23 protein-coding genes are annotated in these 26,498 nt (G+C 72.1%); 11 read left to right on the forward strand and 12 right to left on the reverse strand.

Annotation, left to right across the window (positions count from 1 at the left end):
- Nucleotides 1-176 precede the first annotated feature (176 nt).
- From ACQP09_RS12820 to ACQP09_RS12840, 5 genes are all read right to left on the reverse strand, one after another.
- Nucleotides 177-2,156: a PQQ-binding-like beta-propeller repeat protein gene (locus ACQP09_RS12820; RefSeq protein ID WP_433398539.1), complete on the reverse strand. Its 1,980-nt coding sequence runs from the start codon at nucleotides 2,154-2,156 to the stop codon at nucleotides 177-179.
- A gap of 61 nt (nucleotides 2,157-2,217) precedes the next feature.
- A complete protein-coding gene (locus tag ACQP09_RS12825) occupies nucleotides 2,218-4,227 on the reverse strand; it encodes a PQQ-binding-like beta-propeller repeat protein (protein ID WP_433398542.1) in 2,010 nt (669 codons plus the stop codon).
- A gap of 237 nt (nucleotides 4,228-4,464) precedes the next feature.
- The gene (locus ACQP09_RS12830; RefSeq protein WP_433398545.1) at nucleotides 4,465-6,114 is read right to left on the reverse strand and encodes a PQQ-binding-like beta-propeller repeat protein; all 1,650 of its coding nucleotides are present in this window, start codon (nucleotides 6,112-6,114) and stop codon (nucleotides 4,465-4,467) included.
- A 45-nt stretch (nucleotides 6,115-6,159) separates the two neighbouring features.
- On the reverse strand, nucleotides 6,160-7,977 hold the full coding sequence (locus tag ACQP09_RS12835) for an ABC-F family ATP-binding cassette domain-containing protein (RefSeq protein ID WP_433398548.1): 1,818 nt from the start codon (nucleotides 7,975-7,977) through the stop codon (nucleotides 6,160-6,162).
- Nucleotides 7,978-8,066: 89 nt separating this feature from the next.
- The gene (locus tag ACQP09_RS12840) at nucleotides 8,067-9,413 is read right to left on the reverse strand and encodes an acyltransferase family protein (RefSeq protein WP_433398551.1); all 1,347 of its coding nucleotides are present in this window, start codon (nucleotides 9,411-9,413) and stop codon (nucleotides 8,067-8,069) included.
- 498 nt (nucleotides 9,414-9,911) lie between these two features.
- On the opposite strand from ACQP09_RS12840, the gene ACQP09_RS12845 reads away from it, so the two are divergent.
- The 3 genes from ACQP09_RS12845 to ACQP09_RS12855 all read left to right on the forward strand — a co-directional run bounded on the left by ACQP09_RS12845 (nucleotide 9,912) and on the right by ACQP09_RS12855 (nucleotide 11,479).
- Nucleotides 9,912-10,190: a PASTA domain-containing protein gene (locus ACQP09_RS12845; RefSeq protein ID WP_433398554.1), complete on the forward strand. Its 279-nt coding sequence runs from the start codon at nucleotides 9,912-9,914 to the stop codon at nucleotides 10,188-10,190.
- A 112-nt stretch (nucleotides 10,191-10,302) separates the two neighbouring features.
- Complete coding sequence (locus tag ACQP09_RS12850) at nucleotides 10,303-10,950, forward strand: class I SAM-dependent methyltransferase (protein WP_433398557.1); 648 nt, start codon at nucleotides 10,303-10,305, stop codon at nucleotides 10,948-10,950.
- 25 nt (nucleotides 10,951-10,975) lie between these two features.
- Nucleotides 10,976-11,479, forward strand: coding sequence for a DinB family protein (locus tag ACQP09_RS12855; RefSeq protein ID WP_433398560.1), 504 nt, complete (start codon nucleotides 10,976-10,978; stop codon nucleotides 11,477-11,479).
- A 21-nt stretch (nucleotides 11,480-11,500) separates the two neighbouring features.
- Here the strand turns inward: ACQP09_RS12855 and ACQP09_RS12860 are convergent, their stop codons facing one another.
- The 5 genes from ACQP09_RS12860 to ACQP09_RS12880 all read right to left on the reverse strand — a co-directional run bounded on the left by ACQP09_RS12860 (nucleotide 11,501) and on the right by ACQP09_RS12880 (nucleotide 16,032).
- Complete coding sequence (locus ACQP09_RS12860; protein WP_433398563.1) at nucleotides 11,501-12,406, reverse strand: 4-(cytidine 5'-diphospho)-2-C-methyl-D-erythritol kinase; 906 nt, start codon at nucleotides 12,404-12,406, stop codon at nucleotides 11,501-11,503.
- Nucleotides 12,403-13,275, reverse strand: a complete 873-nt coding sequence (gene rsmA, locus ACQP09_RS12865; protein WP_432151566.1) for a 16S rRNA (adenine(1518)-N(6)/adenine(1519)-N(6))-dimethyltransferase RsmA — start codon at nucleotides 13,273-13,275, stop codon at nucleotides 12,403-12,405. The genes ACQP09_RS12860 and rsmA overlap by 4 nt, the downstream gene beginning before the upstream one ends.
- Entirely contained in the window at nucleotides 13,272-14,597 is a 1,326-nt protein-coding gene (locus ACQP09_RS12870; RefSeq protein WP_433398567.1) for a ubiquitin-like domain-containing protein, read from the reverse strand. Before ACQP09_RS12870 ends, rsmA begins: the two co-directional genes overlap by 4 nt.
- 109 nt (nucleotides 14,598-14,706) lie before the next feature.
- Nucleotides 14,707-15,573: a TatD family hydrolase gene (locus tag ACQP09_RS12875; protein ID WP_433398570.1), complete on the reverse strand. Its 867-nt coding sequence runs from the start codon at nucleotides 15,571-15,573 to the stop codon at nucleotides 14,707-14,709.
- A 102-nt stretch (nucleotides 15,574-15,675) separates the two neighbouring features.
- Nucleotides 15,676-16,032 (reverse strand): hypothetical protein, encoded by a 357-nt coding sequence (locus ACQP09_RS12880; RefSeq protein ID WP_433398573.1) that lies wholly within the window; start codon nucleotides 16,030-16,032, stop codon nucleotides 15,676-15,678.
- A 511-nt stretch (nucleotides 16,033-16,543) separates the two neighbouring features.
- Here ACQP09_RS12880 and ACQP09_RS12885 point away from each other — a divergent pair.
- From ACQP09_RS12885 to ACQP09_RS12920, 8 genes are all read left to right on the forward strand, one after another.
- On the forward strand, nucleotides 16,544-16,720 hold the full coding sequence (locus ACQP09_RS12885; protein ID WP_404068970.1) for a hypothetical protein: 177 nt from the start codon (nucleotides 16,544-16,546) through the stop codon (nucleotides 16,718-16,720).
- A gap of 10 nt (nucleotides 16,721-16,730) precedes the next feature.
- Nucleotides 16,731-17,438 carry a hypothetical protein gene (locus ACQP09_RS12890; RefSeq protein ID WP_433398575.1) on the forward strand — a complete coding sequence of 236 codons (708 nt, stop codon included), beginning with the start codon at nucleotides 16,731-16,733 and terminating at the stop codon, nucleotides 17,436-17,438.
- Nucleotides 17,435-18,469: a DUF6895 family protein gene (locus ACQP09_RS12895; protein WP_433398578.1), complete on the forward strand. Its 1,035-nt coding sequence runs from the start codon at nucleotides 17,435-17,437 to the stop codon at nucleotides 18,467-18,469. Before ACQP09_RS12890 ends, ACQP09_RS12895 begins: the two co-directional genes overlap by 4 nt.
- Nucleotides 18,466-19,404, forward strand: a complete 939-nt coding sequence (locus ACQP09_RS12900; protein WP_433398581.1) for a DUF6895 family protein — start codon at nucleotides 18,466-18,468, stop codon at nucleotides 19,402-19,404. The genes ACQP09_RS12895 and ACQP09_RS12900 overlap by 4 nt, the downstream gene beginning before the upstream one ends.
- Complete coding sequence (locus ACQP09_RS12905) at nucleotides 19,401-20,456, forward strand: serine hydrolase domain-containing protein (protein WP_433398584.1); 1,056 nt, start codon at nucleotides 19,401-19,403, stop codon at nucleotides 20,454-20,456. The genes ACQP09_RS12900 and ACQP09_RS12905 overlap by 4 nt, the downstream gene beginning before the upstream one ends.
- 392 nt (nucleotides 20,457-20,848) lie before the next feature.
- Nucleotides 20,849-21,367, forward strand: a complete 519-nt coding sequence (locus tag ACQP09_RS12910; RefSeq protein WP_433398587.1) for a hypothetical protein — start codon at nucleotides 20,849-20,851, stop codon at nucleotides 21,365-21,367.
- Nucleotides 21,368-21,500: 133 nt separating this feature from the next.
- A complete protein-coding gene (locus tag ACQP09_RS12915) occupies nucleotides 21,501-24,761 on the forward strand; it encodes an RHS repeat-associated core domain-containing protein (protein ID WP_433398589.1) in 3,261 nt (1,086 codons plus the stop codon).
- A gap of 62 nt (nucleotides 24,762-24,823) precedes the next feature.
- Nucleotides 24,824-25,012 carry a hypothetical protein gene (locus tag ACQP09_RS12920; RefSeq protein WP_433398592.1) on the forward strand — a complete coding sequence of 63 codons (189 nt, stop codon included), beginning with the start codon at nucleotides 24,824-24,826 and terminating at the stop codon, nucleotides 25,010-25,012.
- A gap of 73 nt (nucleotides 25,013-25,085) precedes the next feature.
- Here ACQP09_RS12920 and ACQP09_RS12925 read toward each other — a convergent pair whose 3' ends face one another.
- Together ACQP09_RS12925 and rsmI are read right to left on the reverse strand one after the other, a co-directional pair.
- Entirely contained in the window at nucleotides 25,086-25,466 is a 381-nt protein-coding gene (locus ACQP09_RS12925; protein WP_433398595.1) for a DUF4267 domain-containing protein, read from the reverse strand.
- Nucleotides 25,467-25,594: 128 nt separating this feature from the next.
- Nucleotides 25,595-26,485 (reverse strand): 16S rRNA (cytidine(1402)-2'-O)-methyltransferase, encoded by an 891-nt coding sequence (rsmI, locus tag ACQP09_RS12930; protein ID WP_432151578.1) that lies wholly within the window; start codon nucleotides 26,483-26,485, stop codon nucleotides 25,595-25,597.
- Nucleotides 26,486-26,498 lie beyond the last annotated feature (13 nt).

Here is a 26,498-nt window from a genome sequence, read left to right on the forward strand (position 1 = left end):
CTGACCCGGCAACGTACACGCTTGTTCGACGCCATGTGCCCCTTACGAGGGAGAAGCTTCCCGAAGTGCCGAATTCTGCGTCATCAAGGGCCGCTTGAGGGTCGCACGCCGTGCGGAAAACGACCAGCCCTGCCAGTCGGTGATCAACGGGCAGGGCTGGTCCAGGAGTTGGGGTGTCAGTCGGTGCGGAAGCCCACCGCGAGGTGGAGCTTCTCGTCCGCCTGGCTGTCGCGGCGCTCGCTGATCAGCTCCTTCGAGAGGAAGAAGCGGCCCTCGGAGTAGAGGATTTCGGAGTGGTCGATGGTGAACCGGGTCTCCGCCTCCCGTACCGACTCGTCGCTCGGGTTCTCCATCAGCAGCGTCTGCTTGAAGGTCTCACCGTCGATGGAGACGATCTGGCCACCCTTGTCGTAGGGAGGCCGCTTGTACGCGATGACGTTGGTGCCGTCCATCCGGAGCGGGACCAGGCTGTAGCGGTCGCCCGCGTCCGCCCGTCCGCCGAGCAGCTTGCCGGTGGTGAGGTCGAAGGCGACGACCTCGTTGGTGTCGCCGTACTCGCTCGTACCGTCGTGGTCCTCGGTCGGCAGGTAGAGCCGGTTGTTGCCGACGACCGCCGCCCGGCAGCTCTCCACGTCGGTGGAGCCGCAGCGCGCCGCGTACTTCTCGGCGTCGGCGGAGATCCGCACGATCAGCTTGCCGGTGGCCGCGTCGACCGAGAAGAAGTCGGAGATGCCGCTGCCGTCGCCGGCGGTGTCGCCGACGTTGGCCGCGACCACCAGCGGCTTGGTGGAGACGATGGACGCGAAGTCGACGCCCGCGGGCATCTCGAACGAGGAGAGCGGTGCGCCGGTCGCCGGGTTGAGCGACTGGATCGTGAGCTGCGGGCTGTCGTACGAACCGCACTTGCGCACCACGGCGAGGGCCTCGCCACCGGCGTACCCGGTGTCGTAGCAGCGGTCGGCGGAGACCTTCGGCTTCCAGAGCTCGGCGCCGTTCTCCAGCTTGAAGGCCGCGCCGCCCGAGGTGCCGCCCGCCGCGACGGTGGTCCCGCTGAGCGTGACCTCGTCGAACGCGACCGGCCGGTCGCCGCCGGTGGCGGAGGTGACGGACTTGCTCCAGAGCAGCTTGCCGGCGGCCAGGTCGACGGCGCCGACCTGGTTGCACGCGGGGTACTTCTTCTCCTTGGTCGGCTTGCTCTCCTTGAAGAGGATCGCCGTCCGGTAGTCCTCGGTCATGTGGCGGGAGGCGCCGCAGACCTCGCCGGGGACCGGCACGGACCAGAGCTTGGTGCCCTTGTCGCGGTCGTAGGCCACGACCTCGCTGACGCCGGACTTCACGTACGCCTTGTCGGTGAGCCAGGAGCCCTTGACCGTGGTGACGCCGGTGACCTCGGGCTGCGGGAGCTGGAAGGCGACCTTGGAGGCGGTGTTGCCGGGCGCCTTCTCGTCGCCGCCGGCCAGGCCGCCGCCTTCGCCGCCCTTGCCCTCGCCTTCGCCGCCCTTGCCTTCGCCGCCGCCGGTGGAGCCGGACGTGGAGGCCTGGCTGCCCTGGTCGCCGTCGTCCTTGGTGGCGGAGTAGACGACGGCCGCGCCGATGATCAGCACCACGGCGACGGCCGCGGCGACGATGATCTGCAGCTGGGTGCTGAACTTCTTGCCGCCGCCGTTGCCGGCCGGGCCGGGCTGCGGGGCGCCGTACATCGGCTGGGTGGGGTAGCCGTAGCCCTGCTGCGGCATACCGGGCTGACCGCCCGGGTAGCCGGGCTGGCCGGGTGCGCCCTGCGGGTAGCCGTAGCCGGGCTGCGGTCCCTGCGGGTAGCCGTAGCCGTTGGGCTGCGGGGCCGGCGGGGTGGGGTAGCCGGGCTGCGGGGTGCCGTAGCCGCCGGGAGGTGTGGGCGGGGTGCCGTAGCCGCCGGCGGGCGGGGTCGGCGGGCCCGCGGGCGGGGGCTGCTTGGCGAAGGGGTCCGCGGGCGGCTGGGTCGGCTCACCGAATCCGCCGGGCGGCGGGTCCTGCGGAGCGCCGAAGCCGCCGGCGGGCGGGGTGGCGGGAGCCTGGGCGGGCGGGCCTGCCGGGGGCTGGTCGGCAGGCTGACCCGAGGACTGGCCGGGCGGCTGGTTCGGGGGCTCGTTGGGTGGCTGCGGCGGCGGCTGGGTCATCGCGTTCGTACCTCGGAAGACAGGAGATGTGCGGGGGTTTCGGATGCCGTCGGGGCGGCGGTCACTTGGAGAACACCAGCGCCGTCGCCTGCTCCATCTCCCCGTCGTCACGGCCGCTGAGCCGCTTGGGGAGGAGGTAGGAGCGGCCGTCCTCGTACCGGGCGGACAGCCCGCCGAAGAGGCTGTTCTCGATCCGGTTCGTCCCCTCCGGGTGCTGGAGCAGGACGCTGGTGGAGCCACCGGTCGGCGGAAGCGTGAGCATGGCGCCGGCCTTGTCGTACCTCGGCTCCATGTAGAGCACCAGCTTGCCGCCGTCCATCCGGACCGGGGTCACGGTGCGCTCGGCCGGTGCGGGCGCGGTCCACTTGGGCTTGCCCGTGTTCAGGTCGAAGGCGACGACCTTGTTCGTCCGCGCGGAGCCGGTGGAGTCGGCCTCGGTGGCCATGTAGAAGGTGTCGGCGTCGGCGACGACACCGGAGCAGCCTTCGAGGTTCTGGCCGAAGATGGCGAACGTGCCGCCGCAGTTGGCGACGACCTTGTCACCCTTGGCCGGGCTCATCTGCGAGCGGAGCTTGCCGTTGTCGGTGAACGCGGCGATCGACCACTGCTTCTTCTTCTTGTTGTCGAGCGAGACGATGAGCGGGCTCACCGAGTAGACCTTCTTGATCTCCCAGCCGCGCGGCGGCCGGTAGGTCCACCTGGCCTTGCCGGTGGTCGGGTCCAGCTCCTGCAGCTGGTGCTGCGGGTTGTCGATGTCGTCGTTACGGCAGTTGGCGGCGGCGATCAGCTTCGGGCCGCCGGCGAAGGAGAAGGTCCGGCAGTTGTCCGTCGGGGTGCCGAACAGCTCCTTGCCGTCGCTCACGCGGTACGCGCTGGAGTAGCTGGTCCGCCCGGCGGTGACCGTGTTCCCGCTGATCGCGAGGGAGATGTCGGAGATCAGGTCGAAGGCGCCGGCCTTCTTGACCTCGGACTTCCAGCCGGCCTTGCCGGTGGTGAGGTCGATCATCTGCATCACGGAGCAGGTGGACCGGTCCGTGGTGCCGTTCTCGATGGCGATGACGAGCTTGCCGTCGGGCGAGGCCGTGTTGGGCGTGGCGCAGACGTCCGCGGGGAGTTCCACGGTCCACTTCTTCTTGCCGTCGGCGACCGAGTAGCCGGAGACCCCGCGGTACAGGGCCGTGATCATCGTGTCGCCGACGAACCAGGGGCCGCGGATCTCGCCACCGTTACGCGGGAGGTCGACGTCGTTCGTCTGGAGCCAGGCGACCTTGGCCTCACCCGGCTTGCGCCCGGCGTTGAGGTCGTCGTTGCCCTCCCGGCCGCCGCCGGTGCCGTCGCCCTCGTCGACCGAGGGGGACGCGCTGGGCGTCTCGGGCGCCTTGGGGTCGCCGGTGCCGTTGCTGGGGCCCGCGACCGGCTTCTTGGGGTCGTCGCCGCTGTCGCTCACCACGTACCAGGCGCCCGCGCCGACGAGGAGGACGACGGCGACGGCCGCCGCGGCGAGGATGCCGGTCTTCCCGGCGAAGGGACCGCCGGATCCGCCGCTCCCGGTGGGCCCACCTGGGGCCGGTGCGCCGGGGTACTGCTGCTGCGGGTAGCCGTAACCGGGCTGCGCGGGCTGGCCGTAGGGGCCAGGAGCGGGCTGGCCGTAGCCGCCGGCGGCCGGCTGGCCGTAAGGGCCGGGCTGCTGGCCGTACGGGCCGGAGGGCTGCTGACCGTAAGGGCCGGGCGCCTGGCCGGGAGGCTGCTGGCCGGGGGCCTGCTGGCCGTACGGGCCGGGGGCCTGGTTCGGGGCCTGTCCGGGTGCCTGGCCCGGGGCCTGCGGGTAGCCGTAGCCGGGCTGCTGGGCCGGGGGCGTCTGCGGATAGCCGTACGCCTGGTCGCGGGGCGTAGGCGTCTGCGGCGGGGTCGCCGGTGCCTGCGGCGGCTGCTCGGGCTGCCCGGCCGGCGACGGCGGCTGGTCCTGCGGCTGCTGCGGCTGGTCCTGCGGCGGCTGAGGAGTCCCCTGCGGCGGCTCCTGCGGAGCCCCGAAGCCTCCCTGCGGCGGTTGCTGGCTGGGCGGCTGGCTCATATCAGCACGTCCCCCTTCGTGCGGTCCGGTGCCCGATCCGGTCTCCCCCGCGATTCCAGGAGGGGTCAATTCCCCCCGGAAAGGAGCGAATCGGGCATGGCTTCCGCAGTGTCACGACAGTCGAGCGGGGCTTCTTTGTACCACCCACCAGCCATCGGGGACCGGATCGGGCCACCCCCTGTTCCCAAGGGAGAACCGCGTTGTGATGCCCTCGTTACGACCGCCGGAAGGTGACGGTCAGTCACCGAAGGCGAGCATGGACACGATGTCCTTCTCCTGCTGGTCGTCGCCCCCGCTGATGTACGGCTGTGTGAGCACCGCGCGTCCGCCGGAGTAGGCGATGTGGGCGGTGGAGAAGGAGGCCTCCACACCGGTCGCCGATTCCGGGTGGCGCAGGACGGGCTGCAGAGCGCCGCCGGTGGGCGGGAGGGCGTAGATGCCGCCGCCCTTGTTCCGGCCGTAATGGCGCATCGCGTCCAGGTACATCAGCACCCGGCCGTCCTCGACCCGCAGCGGCATCAGGTTCTGCTCGGCGGGGGCGTCGGTCCGCCACCGGGACCTGCCGGTGGCGAGGTCGAAGGCGACGACGGCGTTGGTGGGCAGGGTCTTCCTGCCCGCGCTGACGGGCTCGGTCGCCAGGTAGAGCGTGTCCGTGTCGGCCGCGACGCCCAGGCAGTTGTCGAGGTTCGGGTTCTGGGCGCGCAGATCCTTGCCGCAGCGGGGCGCGTAGTTCTCACCGTCGTTGCCGACCAGTTGGGAGCGGTAGGTGCCGTCGGCGTTGAGGATCACGATCCCCCACCTCTCCTTGCCCTGGCGCAGCGAGATGACCGGCGGATCGGTCGAGTAGAACTGGTCGACCTTGAAGCCCTTCTTGACCGGGTAGGACCAGACCTCCTTGCCGGTGGCCGGGTCGATGCGCCGTACGTGCTGGATCGCGTGGTCGTCGGCCGCGGTCTGGCAGCTGGTGGCGGCGAGGGGTACGGCGCCGCCGGCGAAGCCGTACGGCTGGCAGTTGCCCGGCACTTCGTCCCAGAGGTGCTTGCCGTCGCTGATCCGGTAGGCGTCGGTGCGGCTGGTCCGGCCGACGGTCACCACGTCACCGTTGACGGCCATGGCGATGTCGGAGAGCCCGTCCCAGACGCCCACCCGCTCGAACGTGGCCTTCCATCCCTCCGTGCCGGTCCGCAGGTCGATCATCAGGAGCCGGTCGCACTGTGCCGAGTCCGGCGGGCCGCTCTCCAGCGCGACGACGATCTTCCCGTCCGTGCTGGGCAGGGTGGGCGCCGAGCAGACCCGCGCCCGGAGGTCGACGCTCCACTTCGGCGTCCCATCGGCGGCCGAGTAGCCCGACACCGTACGGTGCATGGCCTTGGCCACGATGTCCCCGGCGAACCAGGGCCCGAACTGCGAGCCCCCGCGGCCGGGCAGGTCCACGGTGTTCGCCTGGACCCAGAGGACCTTGCTCTCGCCGTCCTTGCGTGCGGCGTTGAGGTCGGCGGGGGTCGGGGCGGGGGTGCGGGTCCGGCCGGGCGGGGTGTCGTCGGTCTGCTCCGGGGCGGCGCTTGCGCTCCCCTGGGCGACGGGCGGCTTGCTGTCGCCGCTGCCGCCGTCACCGGTGGCGTACCAGGCCCCGGCACCGATCACCAGGACCCCGGCGAGCACGGCGGCGACGACGGCGCCGGTACGCCGCCGGGCCTTGCGGCCACCACCGGGAGGCTGCGGGTGGCCGTGGCCGTGCGGGGGATGCGGCGCGGGCGGCCCGTACGGAGCGGCGTACTGCTCCCCATACACCCCGGGCCGCGGCTCGAAAGGCGCGCCGAAGACACCCGGGTCCGCCCGGCCCTCCCCGTGTGGTGGCTGACCGGGCAGGCCGGGCACATGCGACATCGGTACGTCTCCCCCTCGTACGGTCCTACGTCCTCAAGCCGGGTCTCAGGCGTCCTCGGCCAGTTCCAGCCAGCGCATCTCCAGCTCGTCGCGCTCGGTGACGAGTTCGCGGAGTTCGGCGTCGAGCCCCGCGACCTTCTCGAAGTCGGTGGCGTTCTCCGCGATCTGCTTGTGCAGCGCGGTCTCCCGGGTCGAGAGCTTGTCGAGCTGGCGCTCGACCTTCTGCAGCTCCTTCTTCGCGGCGCGGGCCTCCTGCGCGGAGACGGCGGGGGCGGCGGGGGCTCCGGACGGGCGGGGCGCGGGGGCGGCGGAGGGGGTGGCGGCCTCCTCCATACGCTGCCTGCGCTCCAGGTACTCGTCGATGCCGCGCGGCAGCATCCGCAGGGCGCGGTCGCCGAGCAGGGCCATGACCTTGTCCGTGGTCCGCTCGATGAAGAACCGGTCGTGGGAGATCACGATCATCGATCCGGGCCAGCCGTCGAGGAGGTCCTCCAGCTGGGTGAGGGTCTCGATGTCCAGGTCGTTGGTGGGCTCGTCGAGGAAGAGGACGTTGGGCTCGTCCATCAGCAGCCGCAGGATCTGGAGGCGGCGGCGCTCACCGCCGGAGAGGTCGCCGACGGGCGTCCACTGCTTCTCCTTGGTGAAGCCGAACTGCTCGCAGAGCTGGCCCGCCGTCATCTCGCGGCCCTTGCCGAGGTCGACCCGGTCGCGGACCTGCTGGACGGCCTCCAGGACCCGGAGGTTCGGGTTCAGCTCGGAGACCTCCTGGGAGAGGTAGGCGAGCTTGACGGTCTTGCCGACGACGACCTTCCCGGCGGCCGGCTGCTCGTCGCCCTGGGTGCGGGCGGCCTCGGCCAGCGCGCGCAGCAGCGAGGTCTTGCCCGCGCCGTTGACGCCGACCAGGCCGACGCGGTCGCCGGGGCCGAGCTGCCAGGTGAGGTGGGTGAGGAGGGTCTTGGGTCCGGCCTGGACGGTCACGTCCTCCAGGTCGAAGACGGTCTTGCCGAGGCGGGCGTTGGCGAACTTCATCAGCTCGCTGGTGTCGCGCGGCGGCGGCACGTCGGCGATGAGCTCGTTGGCGGCCTCGATGCGGTAGCGCGGCTTGGAGGTACGGGCCGGGGCGCCGCGGCGCAGCCAGGCCAGCTCCTTGCGCATGAGGTTCTGCCGCTTGGACTCCTCGGTGGCGGCGATGCGTTCGCGCTCGGCGCGGGCGAAGACGTAGTCGCTGTAGCCGCCCTCGTACTCGTGGACCGTGCCGCGCTGGACGTCCCACATGCGGGTGCAGACCTGGTCCAGGAACCACCGGTCGTGGGTGACGCAGACGAGCGCCGAGCGCCGGGTCCGCAGGTGGCCGGCGAGCCAGGAGATGCCTTCGACGTCGAGGTGGTTGGTCGGCTCGTCGAGGACGATCAGGTCCTGCTCGTCGATGAGGAGCTTCGCCAGCGCGATACGGCGGCGCTCGCCGCCGGAGAGCGGGGCGATGACGGTGTCGAGCCCGTGCTCGAAGCCGGGGAGCGCGAGGCCGCCGAAGAGCCCGGTGAGCACGTCCCGGATCTTGGCGCTGCCCGCCCACTCGTGGTCGGCGAGGTCGCCGATGACCTCCTGGCGGATGGTCTTCGCCGGGTCCAGGGAGTCGTGCTGCGTGAGCACGCCGAGCCGCAGCCCGCCGTTGTGGGTGACGCGGCCGGTGTCCGCCTCCTCCAGCTTGGCGAGCATCCGGATGAGGGTGGTCTTGCCGTCGCCGTTGCGGCCCACGACACCGATCCGGTCGCCCTCGGAGACCCCGAGGGATACACCGTCGAGCAGGGCACGGGTGCCGTACACCTTGCTGACCTGCTCGACATTGACCAGATTGACGGCCATTTCACTCCTGCCCGGGGGGTTGATCGACCTTCCCAGGGTACGGCGCGCCGGATGCCGCCGGTCGACGGGTGGAGCGCGGCACGCACCATTCACCGCACGCCCCGCCCCCGGCCCGCCCGCTCCACCAGCAGCCAGCCGCTCAAGGTCATCGCGACGGCCGCCGGGGCGGAGACCGGGATCGCTATCAGCAGGGCCGTGCGGCCCTCCAGCAGGCCGGCCAGGCCGACCATGGAGAGGCCGAGGACGCCGAGGAGGCAGAGCGTCACGCCGAGGGCCGCGAGCGGGCCGGAGCCGGTGCGGAGGGGCGTGGGGGCCGGGCGTTCGAAGGTGCGGAACGTGGCGACCAGGGCCGCGGTGAGCGCGGCGGCGGCCACCAGGCGCAGCGGGGTCTGGGCCCACCAGGCGGCGGTGGCGGGTTCGGGGAGCGGGACGTCCAGGGCGAGCATCGCCCCGTACACGCCGAGCATCGCCGTGAGGTGCCAGAGGAACGCGGTCATCGCCACCCCGTTGGCGGCCACCACCGTGCGCCAGGCGCGCGGGCGGGCCAGGAGCCGGGCGGCGGGGGCGCGGAGCAGCTCGACCGCGCCGACCAGCCAGAGGCCGTGGCAGAGCAGGGCGAGGGTCGGCGGGGCCATGTTGCTGACCTTCTCGCCGGGCATCCCGACCATGGAGAGCGGGTAGGGCCCGAACGCCACCAGGGCCACGGCGGTGACCAGCCCGGCCCCTGCGAGCAGAGCGGGCCGGCGGAGGGAGCCGAGGCCCGGGCCGACGCCGAGGCGGCCGTCGGCGCGCAGGAAGCCGAGCTGGTGCACCGCGAGCCAGACGAAGGCGAAGTTGAGGAACTCGACGTACGGCACTCCGGCCGCGAACCGCAGCACGTCCACGGCCGCCGCCGCACCCGCCAGCCCGGCGAAGGCGCCCCAGCCGTACCGCTCGTGCAGCCGCAGCAGCGGCGGGGTGAACGCCACCATCGCCAGGTAGATCCCGATGAACCAGAGCGGCTGGGTCACCAGCCGCAGCGTGACACCGGTCAGCCCGCCGCCTCCGCCGAGCAGCTGGATGAGGAGCGCGGCCACGCCCCAGACCAGCACGAAGACCATGGTGGGGCGCAGCAGCCGCTGGAGCCGGGCCCGCAGAAAGGCCGCGTAGACGGAGTCCGTGGCGCCTTCGGGGCGTTTGCGGAGGAGCGAGCGGTACGACAGCGCGTGGGCGAACCCGCCGACGAAGAAGAACACCGGCATGACCTGGAGCAGCCAGGTCAGCGGCTGGAGCTCCGGCACGACGGCGAGCAGGTTGCCGACCCCGTCCGGGGTGACGGCCGCCATCATCCAGTGCCCGAGCACGACCGCGGCGAGCGAGGCGACCCGGAGGAGGTCGACGTAGCGGTCCCGGGTGGCGGGCGTGGCCTCGGCGAGTACACGAACTGGTGATCCCATGCGCATACGTTCCCGGCGGACGGGGGTGCGGCGGGAGGGTACGGGTACTCAATTCTGCGCCTGAGTACGCCGGATGGCGCCGCAGTGCGCCAAGTTGGCCTTCGCGGTACGGGGTAGGAGACAAGGGCAGGGCAGGCCGCAGATCGGTCAACACCGTTGCGTGCGGATGTCGTTCACCGCTTCCCCGTTCCCAGTTCCCCGTTCCCAGCTCCCCGCTCCCCGCTCCCCGCTCCCCGCTCCCCGGATCGGAGTACCACCATGGTGCGGAATCCCCGCCGTCTCGCCCTGTCAGCCCTCGTCGGCGTGCTCGCCCTGGCTGGATGCTCGGGCGGTACGCAGCCCGACGACAGCCCTCCGGTCACCGCGCCCACCACCGTCGAGACACTCACACCCACACCCACACCCACACCCACACCCACACCCACACCCACGCCCACGCCCCCGCCCACAGCCACCGCTTCGACTACTCCCGCCCCCGCGCCCACGCCCGATCCGGTCATGCCCGCCCTGCACAGCAAGACCTACGAGCAGGCGCAGGCGGAGTTCACCCGCCAGGACCTCTCCCCCGCACGCCTGACCGCCGCCGCCCAGCACAAGGACGTCACCCTCCCCCGGGACCACGACGCCTGGTACATCTGCGACACCAGTCCACGCCCCGGCGACCCGCTCCCGGCCACCACCACGGTCACCGTCAAGCTCGCGCGGGACTTCAGCGACTGCACGACGAGCTTCAACGGCTACCTGTACGAGGAGAACGACCCGGCCTCCGCACGCTGAGCGGTTTGCCGGTACGGCAACTTCTCGTGCGGATCGCGGCAGCCGGTGGCCACACTGGACGGGCACCCGACAGCGCGCCCCGCCGCGCGCGTCCCGGCCGAAGGAGCCCCCGTTGACCACCGACGACGCCCGCACCTCCTGGGACGGCATCTACGCCGCCCGGCCCGTCGCCACCGACCCCCGGCCGAACGTCCGGCTCACCGAGACGGTCTCCGACCTGCCGCCCGGCGACGCGCTGGAGCTGGGCTGCGGCGAGGGCGGCGACACGCTGTGGCTCGCGCGCCGCGGATGGCGCGTCACCGCCGCCGACGTCTCGGCCGTGGCGGTCGAGCGCCTCACCACCCTGGCCCGCTCGCTCGGCCTGGGCGACCGGGTCACCGTCGAGCGGCACGACCTGGGCGCGACCTTCCCGGAGAGCCCGGACGGCCCCGAGGGCGGGTTCGACCTGGTCACCGCCCACTACCTGCACACCCCGCACGAGCTGGACCGGGCGGTTGTCCTGCGCCGGGCCGCCCACGCGCTGCGGCCGGGCGGGCGGCTGCTGGTCGTCGACCACGGTTCGACCGCCCCCTGGTCGTGGAACCAGGACCCCGACGCGTACTTCCCGAGCCCGCAGGAGGTCGCCGACGGCCTCGGTCTCGACCCGGCCACCTGGACGGTCGAGCGCGCCGACGCGCCGCGCCGCATCGCGACCGGCCCGGACGGCACCACCGCCGAGGTCACCGACCACGTCCTGATCGTCGTCCGCCGCACCGCCTGACCCGCCCGCACCCTGGAGACCCGCCATGGCCACCCGTGACCGCCGCCGCGACACCCCGCCGCCCCGGACCGGCGGCAGCGAGGCCGAGACCCTGCGCGGCTTCCTCGACTACCTGCGGACCTCGGTCGCCGCGAAGGTCGACGGCGCACCGGAACCGGAGGTCCGGACGGCGGCCGTGCGGTCCGGCACGAACCTGCTCGGCCTGCTCAACCACCTGACGTACGTCGAGCGCGCGATCTTCCTCGGGGACCAGGTCACCGACTGGCAGGCCACGTTCTCGGCGGCACCGACCGACAGCGTGGCCGAGGTCGTCGCCCGCTACCGTACGGCGGTCGAGCGCGCGAACGCCGTCCTCGACGGGTGCACCGACCTGGCCGCCCCGGTCCCCCGGCCGGGGTCGGGGTCACGGCCGGGGAAGCCCGCGCCCAGCGTCCGGTGGGCGCTCGCCCACATGATCGAGGAGACCGGCCGACACGCCGGGCACGCGGACATCCTGCGCGAACTGATCGACGGTTCGACGGGCCGCTGAGCCCGCCGTTCCCCCGAAGGCCTACGCCGTCACCACGTGGGCGCCCCGCGCAGGCGCCGGCGCCACCCGGGCGTTCCGGCAGGTCCCGGACGCCAGCAGCGCGTCGGCCACCTTGCGGGCCGCCGGCTCGTCCGCGACCAGGAACGCCGTCGTCGGCCCGGACCCGGAGACCAGCGCGGCCAGCGCCCCCGCCTCCGTGCCCGCCGCCAGCGTGTCCGCGAGCGAGGGGCGCAGGGAGAGCGCGGCGGGCTGGAGGCCGTTGCTCAGGGCGCCCGCGAGTACGCCGGCGTCGCCGGCGCGCAGGGCGGCAAGCAGCGCGGGCGAGGCGGTCGGCTCGGGGACGTCCGCCTCGGCCGTGAGCCGGTCGAACTCCCCGTACACCGCAGGCGTCGACAGCCCGCCGTCCGCCACCGCGAAGACCCAGTGGAACGCCCCGCCGACCTCGATCGGGGTCAGCTTCTCGCCGCGTCCGGTGCCGAGCGCGGCCCCGCCGACCAGGCTGAACGGCACATCGCTGCCCAGCTCGGCGCAGATGGCCAGCAGCTCGTCCCGGCTCGCGCCGGTCCCCCACAGGGCGTCGCACGCGACCAGCGCGGCGGCCCCGTCGGCGCTGCCGCCCGCCATGCCGCCCGCGACCGGGATGTCCTTGGCGATGTGGAGGTGGACGGCGGGTTCGATGCCGTACCGCTCGGCCAGCGCGACGGCGGCGCGGGCGGCGAGGTTGGTGGCGTCCAGCGGGACCTGGGCGGCGTCCGGTCCTGAGCAGCTGATGCGTAGCTCGTCGGCGGGGGTGGCGGTGACCTCGTCGTACAGGCCGACGGCGAGGAAGACATTGGCCAGGTCGTGGAAGCCGTCGGCGCGGGCGGCGCCCACGGCGAGCTGCACGTTGACTTTGGCGGGCACCCGGACCGTGACGGCGGAGCTCATGCGGACACCTCCGGCTTGTTCTCCGCGATCGCCGCGAACTCCTCCACCGTCAGCGCCTCCCCGCGCGCCTGCGGCGAGATCCCGGCGGCGACCAGCGCGGCCTCGGCGGCGGGCGCGGAGCCGGCCCAGCCGGAGAGGGCCGCCCGGAGCGTCTTGCGGCGCTGGGCGAAGGCCGCGTCGACGACGGCGAAGACCTCGGCGCGGGATGCGGTGGTCGCGATCGGCTCCGTGCGGCGGACGAGCGAGACGAGGCCGGAGTCGACGTTCGGCGCGGGCCAGAAGACCGTACGGCCGATGGAGCCGGCGCGCTTGACCTCCGCGTACCAGTTGGCCTTCACCGACGGCACGCCGTAGACCTTGTTGCCAGGGCGGGCGGCCAGCCGGTCGGCCACCTCGGCCTGGACCATGACCAGGGTCCGCTCGATGCTCGGGAAGCGCTCCAGCATGGTGAGCAGGACGGGGACCGCCACGTTGTACGGGAGGTTCGCGACGAGCGCGGTGGGCGCGGGGCCCGGCAGCTCGGTGACCAGCATCGCGTCGGAGTGGACCAGCGCGAACCGGTCGGCGCGCTCCGGCATCCGGGCCTGGACCGTGGCGGGCAGCGCGGCCGCGAGCACGTCGTCGATCTCGACCGCGACCACCCGGTCCGCCGCCTCCAGCAGCGCCAGGGTCAGCGAGCCGAGCCCGGGGCCGACCTCGACGACCACGTCGTCCGGGCGGACCTCGGCGGTGCGCACGATGCGGCGGACCGTGTTGGCGTCGATGACGAAGTTCTGACCGCGCTGCTTGGTCGGGCGTACGCCCAGTTTCGCTGCCAGGTCGCGGATGTCTGCGGGGCCCAGGAGGGCGTCGGGCTCTGTGCTGCTCACCCGGTAAGCCTACGGCCGCAGTGCGGCCACGGACTCGCCCCCCGCTGCACGTAGAGCTTCTTCGCCCGGTACGTCTGCTCGGCGGCGGGCGCGTGCTGGGGCCGGCCGCTGCCGCCGAGCGACTGCCAGGTCTGGGTGTCGAACTGGTACAGCCCGCCGTACGTCCCGCTCGGGTCCACCGCTCCCGCCCGCCCGCCGGACTCGCAGGCGGCGAGCGCGGACCAGTTCAGCCCGTCCGCCCCGGTGACGGCCGCGGGCCGCTGCCGGGTGCCGGTGCGGACGACGCGGCTGACCGGCCGGTGGACCAGCTCCTCTCCGGTCCTGCGGGGCGTCTGCCGTACGCCGTTGACGGTCCGGACGGCGTACGTGACCCGGCGCACGCCGTTGCGCCCGGCCCGCTCCACCCGCTCGATCCCCCGGAACAGCTCGGGGTCCTCGCTCCGCTCCACGGCGTACGGGACGCTCTCCTCGTGCACCTCGCGGGTGTCGGTGATCCGCAGCACGGAGACCGTCTGGCCGTCGCGCGGAAAGCTCGCGGGGTCCACGGAGGTGGCGTCCAGGCCCTCCAGGGTGATGCCCGCCTGGGCGAGGGCCTCGTGGACGGTGGCGGCGTTGGTGCGCAGGGTGCGTTCCTGGCCGTCGGCCATGAAGGTCACGGTGCGTTCGGTGCGGACGGTGAGGATCAGGCCGGTGCGGGCGATCGGGGCGGACCGGGAGGCTGAGAGGTACGCGCCTTCGGCACGGATCCCGAACTCGCGCAGGGCCCCGGCCACGGTGTCGGCGGTCGTCCAGATGCGGCGATGGTGGCCGTCGAGGGTGAGGTCGACCGGGCGGCCGTAGCGGACGGTGACCTGGTCGCCGTGGTCGAGTTCGGTGCCGGGGGCCGGGGAGACGCGGTCGTGGGCGCCGACGGTGACACCTTCGTCCGCCAGGAGCTCGGTGACGTCGTCGGCGAAGGTGTGCAGGGTGCGGGGCGTGCCGTCGACGTCCAGCCGGACCGCCTTGTCGTGCGCGACGAACGCGGTGGCGCCGCCGGCCAGGAAAGCGACGACGAGGGCCCGGGGCACGAGCCGTCTCAGCTTGAGGTTCTCCGGGTCGGCGACGAGGGTGCGGCGGCGCTTGGCGGCCCGCCGGGCTTCGGCGCGGGTGGGGCCCTGCCGGGGCACGTCGGACGGCGGCGGCGGCGGTGGTTCGGTGAGCGGGGTGTCGACGACGGTCGGGGCGTGGGCGGCGGGGCCCGCCGTCCACACCCCGTCGGCCAGCGTCAGCTGCTCGTGGAACGCGCCGAGACGCCTGTCCTGCGAAGTGTTCACGCCGTTCACGCCGCTCCTGAAGAGATCCGCCTGCTGCCGCCCCGTCGTGCGCGGGGACGATAGCGGAGCCCTGGTGACTCTCCAAAGCGACACCACTACGCAACGTGCACGTCCGGGCTCAGAAGTCGAACGCGCGTGCCGTGTTGTCGTAGATCGCGGCGGCCAGCGTGTCCTCGTCCACCCCCTTCACCTCGGCCATCGCACGGAGCGTGACCGGGATGAGGTAGGGGGCGTTGGGCCGTCCGCGGTACGGGGCGGGGGTGAGGAAGGGCGCGTCCGTCTCGACCAGGACCAGCTCGGCCGGGGCGACGGCGAGCGCGTCGCGCAGCGGCTGGGCGTTCTTGAAGGTCACGTTGCCGGCGAAGGACATGAAGTACCCGGCCCGCGCGCAGATCGCGGCCATCTCGGCGTCGCCGGAGTAGCAGTGGAACACGGTCCGCTCGGGCGCGCCCGCGTCGGCCAGGACCCGCAGGACGTCGGCGTGCGCGTCCCGGTCGTGGATGACCAGGGCCTTGCCGTGCCGCTTGGCGATCTCGATGTGCGCCCGGAACGACTCCTCCTGGGCGGCGACGCCCTCGGGGCCCGTACGGAAGAAGTCCAGGCCTGTCTCGCCGACCCCGCGCACGTGGTCCAGGGCGGCCAGCGCGTCGATCTCCGCCAGCGCGTCGTCCAGCGCCGCCTTGCCCCCGGGCTCGCGGGCCCCCTGCCGCGCGGTGCCGTCCGGATCGCCGTGGACGATGCGCGGGGCCTCGTTCGGGTGCAGGGCCACCGAGGCGTGGACGGCCGGGTGGGCGGCGGCGGTCTCGGCGGCCCACCGGGAGCCGGCCACGTCGCAGCCCACCTGGACCACCGTCGTGACGTTCACCGCGGCGGCCCGGGCGAGGGCCTCCTCCACGGTGGTGTCCTGCATGTCCAGGTGGGTGTGGGAGTCGGCGACCGGGACCCGGAGGGGTTCGGGCAGCGGCGGGGCTTCGGTACGGCTCATGCGGACGACTCTACGAGGGCCCGGTGCACCGGCGTACGAGGGCCGGGCCCTCACGCGGGGAGGCGCACGCCGGTGGCGCCGGGCCCGGCTCTCATGCGCGTGTCACCTGCGGTGGAACGGGTGCAGCAGGTCCGAGAGCCGCCAGTGGCGGTCGGCGGTGCGGGCCGCCGGGACCTTCTCCGGGTCGCGCTTGGCGCTCCTCGACGTGTGCAGGAGCTGCTGCGCACCGGCCACCCGCCCGGCCCGCATGATGCGCACCACGTGTCCGCCGCAATTGGTGCAGGTGGGCGTGGAGAGCGGGGACGGCACGCGCTCACCGTCGGCCGTGTAGACGACGAACTCGTGGCCGTGGGCGTCCACGTGGTGCTCTATCTCGTAGGCCTGCTCCCAGCCGTACCCGCACCGCATGCAGGCGAAGGCGTACGCCTCATGGACGGTGGTCGCTGCGATCTCGCTCATACCCGCTCCTCTTGTCCGCCGGTCAGGCACTCCGGGGACGGCCGGCCCGCCCGAGGGTTTCGAACAGGTGGCCCGTCCCTTCCAGTGGACACCCGTGCGGGGACGGACGCACCAGCTCAGAGCTGTTGTTGATGCGTTCTTGGCCTCCTTTTGCCGCCCTTTGCCGTCGCATGGCCCGCGACAGGGCGGCCCGTGACCGGCACGCGGAAGAACCCGGACCGGGGGGCGGGACCGCCGATGACGGCGAACCACCGCGCGCCCCCGTACGCGCTCACCACCGGATCCGAATGCGCCCGCGCACCACCCCCCGCACACCCCCCGGAATTCCCCGAATTCCCGGCCTTTCCTCACCCATTCGCCGCATGAATTCATCATTCAATTGAATCCCCTATTACCACGGTTGTCCGGCCCCGATTTGCGGCGCCCGCATTCCTCCCTTTCACTCGGAACGTACGTCAAGCGTGACTCGGTACGTACATCAACCCGATTTCCCACAGGATGGGGAGCACCCATGTACACCACGGACACCACTGCCACCGACATCGACCTCGACCTCGACGCGGCGCTCAACCCGGGCGAGATCGACGGCGTCTACCGCGACACCCGCGAGTGCGCCTACCTCGCGCTTCTCGCCGGCGGCGGCGCCCTGCTGCTTTCGCCTCCGACCCCGCGCCCGAAGAAGGGCTGAACGTCGGAACATGGACCAGACACATGCTCCGTCCCCGCTCGCGGGTGCCGTGCATGACCTGGCAACAGAGGTGGTCCTCGCTCTTCGGAGCGGGGACCACCTCGCCACGGTATGCGGCGCTGCGGGAATCGACGAGGAGAACCGGACCGGAATCGCGGCCGTGCGGGTCATCGGCGCCGATCTGCTGCTGCCGAGTGTGCTGTACGGACGTCATCCGCATCCGGGAGACGTCGCCGTGCTCGACCGGGCGGTACGGGAATTCCCACCCAAGCCCGACGCTCCGGCCGCGACGGCCTGGAGCCACTGGCACATGATCTCCACGCTCCAGCGCATGGCGCAGCCCCCGGGCACGACCGGGGCGACCGGCTCCTTCGAGGAGCCCGACGCCGCCTGGCTGGAGCAGGCGCCGTGGCAGTCCTTCACCCACCAGCTCTCGGTCCTCGCACCCCTCGCCGTACCGGCCGCGCCTTCGGCCGTGCAGCGGGCGGCGGCGGCGCGGGCCGTCGACCTGGCGCGCGGCTTCGTCCGTGCGGTGCGGCGGCGCGACTGGCTCCAGGCGGCGGGCGCGGGCCGCTGGCTCGCGGCGACCGGCGGCGAACCGGCCACCCTGGGCCTGGAGCGCGGCCTGGAGTTCGTCGAGCTGATGGGCGGCCACGACCCCCGCGTCACCCTGCACGTCCGGGCGGCCCGGCTGATGGCCGAGGCGAGGGCGCGATGACGACGACCGCGACGCCCCGGCACCCCGGGGCGCACCCGGGCCGGACCGCCCCCGGCGCCGCGCTCGCCGTCCTCCCGCACGTCCTGCGCGGGGCCCTCGCCTGGACCGACGCGCACCGGGCCGAGTTCGCGCTCCCCGACGACGTCCTGGACGCCCGCACCCAGGTCAACGCCACGCTCAAACCCCTCGGCGAACTGGCCCAGCTCTGCTCCACGGTCCGCGCCGCCACCGCCCCCGGCACCCCGGAACACGAGGTGGCCGGCGACCTCGTCACGTACGCCTGGGAGCAGCTCGACGAGGGCGACCTGCTGCTCGATCTGCTACGTACGGAGCCCTTCGCGGCCTACCCGTACGAGATCTACGCCGCCTTCGCCGCGTACGGGCTGCGCCACGGCGGGTTCGAGGCGCTGGCCCGGCCGCTCACCGCGACCCGCGCCTGGGCCCACACCGAGCAGCACGCCAACCGGCAGCTCGGGCTGATCAACTCCGAGCGGCGGGTGGGGGTGGTGACCCACACCGACGCGGGTGCCGTCCTGTCCCGGACCTGGCTGGGCGGGTTCGCGGAGCCCTGGACGTTCGAGGGCCCGTCCGGCTACGCGCTGACCCACACCGTCTTCCACCTCACCGACTGGGGCCGGATGCCCGACCGGGTGCCGGAGAAGACGGACGCGTACCTGCGGACCTGGCTGCCCGCGTGGGCCGACGGCTGTGTGGAGAGCGGCCAGTGGGACCTGACCGGCGAGCTGCTGGCGGTCGCCGCCTCGCTGCCGGGACCGGCGGCCGGGGAGCTGCTGGACGCGGTGTGGCCGGTGCTGGCGGACGTCCAGCACGCGACGGGCTGCGTCCCGGAGACCGGCGTACCGGTGCACGAGGACGCGCCGACCGCCGTACGGGTGCACGAGGACGCGCCGGACCCGTACCCCTTCATCGACTGCTACCACTCCACCCTCGTCACGGCGTTCGCGGCGGCCCTGTCGCTCAGGTCGCTGACGGACGGGTCCGGGCCCTCCCGGGAAAGGCACACCCCATGAGCAGCGGAAACACCGGCATCCAGCAGATCCACGACGTCGGGGCGAGGGCCCTGGGCTGGCTGTACGAGCACCGCGAAGGGTTCCGGCTGGAGGCGGATCCGTCGCCGGAGGCGGGGATGCTGGACCGGTTCAAGCCGCTGGGCGAGCTGGCGCTGATCGGGAAGGTCATCTTCCGCGAGGGCGTGGCGGGTTCGCAGCAGTCGGCGCTCGCGCACAAGCTGCTGGACCACGCCTGGCACGAGCTGCTGGACTCCGGGGCGCGGCTGCTGGAGGGCCAGCGGCGCGAACCGCTCTCGCCGGTGCCGCTGGAGGTCTACGTACCGTTCCGGGAGCTGGGCTTCCGGCAGCCCGACCTGGAGTCCGCGATTCGGCTCAACCACCGGCTGGCCAGCTGGGCGGGGCTGGAGGTGCTGCCGGTGCGGCGGCTGGGACTGAGCGCGATCGAGCGGCGGTTCGGCGTGGAGCCGAGCGTTCCGGAGACGGCGGCGCTGGCGCACACCTGGCTGGCGCGGCGGCCCGAACCGTGGACGGTGGAGGGCCACATCGGCTACGACATCACGCACACGGTCTTCCACCTGACGGACTGGGGCGAGAAGCCCGCGGACCTCCCGGCCGACATCGCCGAGTACCTGCAACTCTGGCTGCCGGCCTGGCTGGACGACTGGCTGGACCTGAAACGCTGGGACCTGCTGGGCGAACTGCTGGTCGTGGACGCCTGCCTTCCGGAACCGACGCTGGACGCGGCGGCCTGGCAGGGGTTCGCGCAGGCGCAGCAGCCGGACGGCGCGATGCCGGTGGTGGACGGAATGCCGGAAGGCGACGAGGAGTCGGTGTTCGACCTGGTCTACCACCCGACGCTGGTCGCCGCGTTCGCCTCGGCGCTGGCGATGAGCCGGGCGCTGTCGGACCTGAGCGCCGCACCGGCTCCGGCATGACGGACCTTTCCGTCCCGCCGGTGGACGCCCCGGATTCGCCGGCCACCGCCCGCCTCCTGGCCGAGGCGGCCGGGCGGATCGACGCGCCGGACGTGGTGCTCGCGATGAGCCGGGGCGGAGTACGTACGGTCCACACCGGCGGCAGCGCGGCGCCGGGCCCGGTCCCTCGCGAGCGGCTGCACTACGAACTGGGCTCGGCCTCCAAGCCGTTCGCGGGTCTGCTGCTGGCCCGGCTGGTGGCGCAGGGGCGGGTGCGGTACGAGGACCGGGCGGCGGACCTGCTGGCCCCGGGCCTCCCGGTGCACCCATCGGTCCGCCGGATCACGCTGCGCCATCTGCTCACCCACACCTCGGGACTGCCCGGCCTGCCCGCTGACTTCTACCCGCAGGCGGTGCCGCGCTGGTCGAGCGACCCGTACGGCAACTACCCGGCGGACCGGGTGGTCCGGGCCTTCCTCCGCGCCCGCCCGCGCCACCGCCCCGGAACCCGCTGGCACTACTCGAACTTCGCGGTCTCCGTCCTCGGCCACACGCTGGCCGCCGCCACCGGAACCCCGTGGGAGGTGCTGCTGCACCAACAGGTACTGGCCCCGCTGGCCCTGGAGGCCACGCTGCTGCGCCCGGGCCCGGAGGGGACCGACGCGATCGGCCACCGCCGCGACGGAACCCCGCTGCCGGGGCTGGACACGGGAGGCTTCACGGCGGCGGGGGCGCTGCGGTCGACGCCGCTGGACCTGCTGACGTTCCTGGAGGCGCACGTGGGGGGCGCCGAGCTCCCGGACCCCGCCCTCGCCACCGCGCTCACCGAGGTGACCCGGCCGGTGCTGCGGCGCGGCCTGCGGCACGCGCACACCCACACGCTGACGTGGTTCCAGCACCCGACCCCGTACGGTCCGGTCCTCTTCCACGCCGGAGCGACCCTGGGCCAGCAGGCGTTCCTCGGCTTCCGCCCCGGGACGGGCCTGGCGGTGGCGGCGACGGCGACGCGGCGGGTGCACCGGGCGGACACGTTCGTGGCGACGGCGTACGAGCTGTTGACGGAGACGCCGTGAGCGGCGCCAGCGTTTCCGACTCGCCGCGAGAGGGGGTAAGCGGTTTCTCCTGCCCGTGTCGATCACGACCATGTGTGTAGTCCACGTCACACATCACATACGCTCCTTGGAAAAGGCGTACCCCGTACGCCTGCACCTCCGGCGAAGCACAGAAGGCTCCCGTCACACCATTGAATGAAAGGCGGAAGGGGTCAAAATCCTCTCATTCACCCTGCGTCATTCAATAACCGTCTGTCATTATGCGGATGGAATATGCAATTCCGCAGCAGTGTGTGGTGAGGATGGGGAGGCGCACAGCGGTGCGCTCTTCAGCGCGTAAGACACCCCGGCCTGTTCGGACGGCCGGGGCCGCGCGTTCCAACGAGGGGGTTGGGCACGTGAGACGTGCGCGTATGACGGTCGTGGCGGTCGCCGCGACAGCGTTGTCAGTACTGGGTGGCGGCGTGGCCGCGGCGGGTACCGGTCCGTCGCAGACGCCGCAGCAGCGAGCTTCGAACGAGGCGGCGGGGGCGGCCGGCTCGGAGGCGGGGAACCCCCTCAGCACCGCGGCTGGTGCGGCGGGGGTGTGTGCGGATGCCGCGCAGATCGGGACGACGGAGTACATCTACCGGGGCACGGAGACGATCGCCTCGGTCAAGCAGTTCTATTCGCCCGGCTGTGACGAGAACTACGCCTATGTGTGGGCCTGGAAGTCCTTCCTGGACCAGAAGGTCACCTTCGATCTGACCGTCGGTGTGTGGGCCTACGAGCGCAACGCCCTGGTGGGACGCAAGGACGTATTCGGCACCAGCCAGCAGGAGTTCTGGAGCAACGCCGCCAAGACGGTGGACGAATGCACCTCGGCCGACGGCATCATCAGCATCGTCGGCGATCCCAAGGCGCACAGCACGCGCACGTCCAAGCGCTGCTGACGCGTCGGGGCGGACCGCCTCGGACACCCTTCCTCCCGTGAGCAGGCGGGACGGCACCCGTGCAGGGGTGCCGTCCCCAGGTCCTGCTCCCTCGGCTTCTGAACCCAACGGAGAGACCTTCGTGGATCCTCGCATGCCCGCGGCGCACCGCCGCAGACACCGGCTGCCGCTGTCCGTTCTCGCCGCCGCCACCGCGACGGTGACCCTGGCCGCCGTGGTCCCGGCCAACGCCCAGCCGGCCACGACCGTCCGCGCCGCGGTACCGGCGAAGCCCGGCCCGACTCCGCTCGGCGCGACCGTGGCTCCCGCGAGCACGCCGCTCCGCGTGACCGGGCAGGCAGGCACGCCGCTGGTGAAGTCAGCCGCGGCCGACCCGGGCTTCCGCGCCCTGGGTGTCGGCCAGGTCCCGTGGTCGGAGTTCTTCAGCGCCCAGCTGTCCGACGGCGTCAGCGCGCAGGTCAACTACGGAAACGGAAACCTGCTGCTGACGGTCGACGGGTTCGATATCGCCGACGCCGGCCCGGGACTGGCCTACGGCAACACCTTCAACAGCCTCAACAGCGTCGGCTGGAACGCCACCAGCGGATCTGACCACCACGTCGAGGAGCCCACCCCTACCGGCGTATCGGTAGAAGGCCCCACCGGCACGGTCGGCGTCTTCACCCGCTCCGGATCGTCCCTCACTCCGGCCAAGGGCTACAAGCAGGACCTGACCGAGGCTTCGGACAAGAAGTCCTTCACCCTCACCAGCCGTCGCACCGGTGAGAAGACGACGTTCACCCGCTCCGGCACCACCGGCAGCGCCAAGGTGTCGAAGGTGGAGGACAAGAACGGCAACGCCACCACCATCAGTTACTCGGGCGGCTTCACCTCGAAGATCACCTCTGCGTCCGGGCGCGCGCTGACCTTCACGAACAACGGCACGCACATCACCAAGGTCACGGACAACACCGGCCGGTCGATCGGCTACACCTACAGCGGTGACCTGATCAAGACGTTCACCGACACCGACGGCAAGACCACGGTCTTCGACTACGACGCCTCGAACCGCCTGGTCAAGGTGGTGACGGCTGAGGGCCGGCAGACGAAGTTCAGCTGGGACAGTGACAAGGTCGCCTCCCTGACCCGCGTGGTCACCAACAGCACCGGCGCCGGCAACACCACCGCCTTCCGCTGGATCCTTCCCGCCGACAACACCGACGCCGAAGGTGTCGTACGGATCACCGATCCCCGCGGCAAGAACACGGTCAAGACGGTCGACGGGTACTGGCGGACGAAGAACACCGAGGACCCCCTCGGTCACAAGCGGTCGAGGTCCTGGGGACCGGACAACGACATCGCCACCGCGACGGACGCGATGGGCGCCTCACCGGAGGACGGCAACGTCACCAGCTACACGTACGACAGCGCCTTCAACCCCACCACCGTCACCATCCCCACCGGCGCCTCCGCCACGGCGACGTGGGTGAAGAAGGGCAGCGGCTACTTCCCCGAGACCTCCACCACCGCCTCGGCCGAGAAGACCGCCAACGGCTACGACACCTCCGGCAACCTGCTGACGTCGACCGACTCCACCTCCGGCGGCACCAGCGCCAAGTGGACCTACGACTACAACCCCAGGTCGGGAACCATGGACTGCGGCGGCCTGCCCGGCCAGCGCTGCAGCGCGACCGACCCGCGGGACAAGAAGACGTCGTACACCTACGATTCGCAGGGCAACCTGACCAAGGTCACCCCGCCGTCCCCGCTCAAGCCGGTCACCTACACCTACGACGACCTCGGCCGGCAGAAGACGATGACCGACGGACGAGGAACCACCACCACCTACGTCTACGACAACCGGGACCGGATCAAGACCCAGACCGCCGGTTCGGCGAACGCGACGTTCACCTACGACGGTGACGGCAACCTCAAGACCCGTACCGCTCCCGGCGGTACGTCGACGTTCACCTACGACGAGCAGAACCGCGAGCGCACCCGCGCCCTGCCCGGCACACCGGTCACCTCGATCACCTACGACGCCACCGGCAACGTCGCCACCGCGACCGACGCCGCCGGCACCGTGACGTACGGCTACGACGACGCCAACGAACTGACCTCCGTCACCGAGCCCGGTGGCGCCAGGACCGGTTTCGACTACAACAACAACGGCGAACGCATCAAGACCACGTTCCCTGGCGGAACGACCCAAAGCGTCACCCCCGACGACTCCGGCCGTCCCACCAAGATCGAGGTCAAAGCGGGCTCCACCACGCTGTCGACGATCTCCTACGACTACGCCGACGCGGGCAAGGACACCGACAAGGTCCGCAAGCGCACCACCGACGGCGCCGCGACCACCTTCACCTACGACACCCTCGGCCGCCTGACCAAGGCAGTCGAGACCAGGAGCGGCAGCACCACGGCCGGCTGGTCCTACTGCTACGACAAGGCCGGCAACCGCACGGGCCGCTCCTCGGGCACGTCACTGCCGTCCCACTGCGACGACGCGCAGCAGAAGGCCGTGTACAACGATGCCGGGCAGCTGACCTCGTACGACGGCAACTCCGCCTTCACCTACGACGGCGCCGGCAACGAAACCAGCGCCGCCGGCCCCACCGGAATCCGCACCGCCGAATCCTGGACGCCGTTCACCCAACTCGGCTCCGCCACCCAGTCCGGCACCACCACCGGACACACCTACGCCGGAACCGACAACACCCAGCGCCTCACGTCCGGTACGACCACCTTCACCAACGCCGCGGTCGGCCTCACCGGACAGAACGCCTCCGGTGCCGCGACCGGTTTCGTGCGCGAGCCCTCGGGCACGCTGATCGCCATGAGGAGCGGCGGGAGCAGCCAGTACTACCTCACGGACGCCCAGACCTCCGTCGTCGGTCTGGTCGACACGTCCGGCAAGCGCACCGCCACCTACTCCTACGGCCCCTACGGCGAGACGCGCGCGAACAGCGGCACCGACCAGCCCTTCCGCTATACGAGCGCCTACCTCGACCCGTCGGGGCTGTACAAGATGGGCCACCGCTACTACGACCCCCATCTCGGCCGCTTCAACCAGCCCGACCCCAGTGGCCAGGAGAGCAACCCGTACCTCTACACGAACGGCGACCCGGTCAACGGGATGGACCCGACCGGTCTTCTGGACTGGAAGTCCTTTGCCGTCGGAGCTGTGACGACAGCGGCGATCGGTCTCGCCGCGGGAGTGGTCGCCGTCGGCTGTGCCGGTACTGCCGGCATCGGCTGTGCCGTCGCCGGTTCGGTCACCGCAGGACTCTGGGGCGGAGCAGCGGCCGGAGGAACGGCTGCGGCGCTCGGCACCGATACGGAATCAGCAGTGATGTCGGGAGTCGCGGGTGGCCTTCTCGGCCCCTTCATCCCGGGATTCGGGCCGAAGTAGGTCCTGGAAACAGCGTACGGCCGGCCACCGCTTTCGCGGTGGCCGGCCTGATGGGAGATCACATGGCGACCAACAAGCGTTTCGCGAAAGTCACTTGGTACATTTCAGTGTTTGCCGTTGTCATGACACTCATGATTCCTTGGCTTTACGATTTCGAGACGGCGGCGACCGTTCTCTGGATGGCGGGAGTCGCCGCGCTGGTGGCTGCTTCGTACGCCGTTCAGCGGATGATGGTGAATCGAGACAGGTGATACTCCCGGCCTTGATCCGGTTACGGCATTGAGGGCGTGGCTGGCAGAAGTGTGCCGGCGGAGCACGACCGACCTACGCGCCACGGCCCCGGTCCGCCGCCAGACCTGCCACCGCGCACAACACTCCCCATGCTCCTGCGACCGCGGCAGCCTTGCGGCGCGCCGCCGGATCGGGAAGTTGCGTGCCGAAAAGCGCCGCGTCACCGAGGTCGGCCACGACCCGGCACGCGGTAGCCGCCTGCCACACGGAACGGTCCTTCGCGACCAGCATGACGATGCCGATCGCCGCGTCCCGGACACCCATGGCCCGGATGAGCAGAGCGGCCGAAGCCGGAACGGACCCGTCCTCGTCCTCCAGGCCGCACGGGCGCGCCATCAACGCCGGACGTACGAGGACACCCAGACCGTAGGCAGCGGTCACCGCGCCCGCCCATCGCACCGGACCAGCTTCCACAGCATCCTCCTGTTGGTTTGTGTGCTCAACGGATCACGAGTTCCCGGCCGGGTCCCATCCGACACCTCGGCAGCTGACCGCTCCGGTACGGGTGGGCTCCGGTGCAGGCGCACTCTGACGCGCGACGCCTACGGCTTGGTGGCTTCACCCGCGTCCTTCTCCGCGTTCTTGGCGGCCACCACCGCGTCGAACACCTCCCGTTTGGGCAGCCCGGCCGCGGCGGCGACAGCGGCGATGGCCTCCTTGCGCCGCTCCCCCGCCTCCTCGCGCACGCGCACGCGCCGGACGAGCTCTTCGGCGTCCAGGCCTTCGTCACCGGAGTCGGTGGCGCCTTCGACCACGACGGTGATCTCGCCCCGTACGCCGTCGGCGGCCCACACGGCCAGCTCACCGAGCGGACCGCGCTTGACCTCCTCGTACGTCTTGGTCAGCTCCCGGCAGACGGCGGCGCGCCGCTCGGCGCCGAAGACCTCAGCCATGGCGGCGAGGGTGTCGTCGAGCCGGTGGGGCGCCTCGAAGAAGACCATGGTGCGCCGCTCGTCGGCGTTCTCGCGGAGCTTGGAGAGCCGCTCACCGGCCTTGCGCGGCAGGAACCCCTCGAAGCAGAAGCGGTCGACGGGCAGCCCGGAGAGGGCAAGCGCGGTGAGGACGGCGGAGGGCCCCGGCACGGCGGTGACGCGGATGTCCCGCTCCACAGCGGCGGCGACGAGCCGGTAGCCCGGGTCGGAGACGGACGGCATCCCCGCATCCGTCACGAGCAGCACCCGAGCACCACCGACCAGAGCCTCGACCAGCTCCGGCGTACGGGCGGACTCGTTGCCCTCGAAGTAGGAGACGACACGCCCCGAGGTGTGGATGCCGAGCGCCTGGGTGAGCCGGCGCAGCCGCCGGGTGTCCTCGGCGGCCACGACGTCGGCCCGCTCCAGTTCGGCGGCCAGGCGTGGCGGGGCGTCCGCCACGTCACCGATGGGGGTCCCTGCGAGCACGAGCGTTCCAGTCGTTCCAGTCACATCAGCCATCCTCGCAGCACGG

The sequence above is a fragment of the Streptomyces sp. CA-146814 genome (assembly GCF_050942385.1).
Lineage (GTDB): Bacteria > Actinomycetota > Actinomycetes > Streptomycetales > Streptomycetaceae > Streptomyces.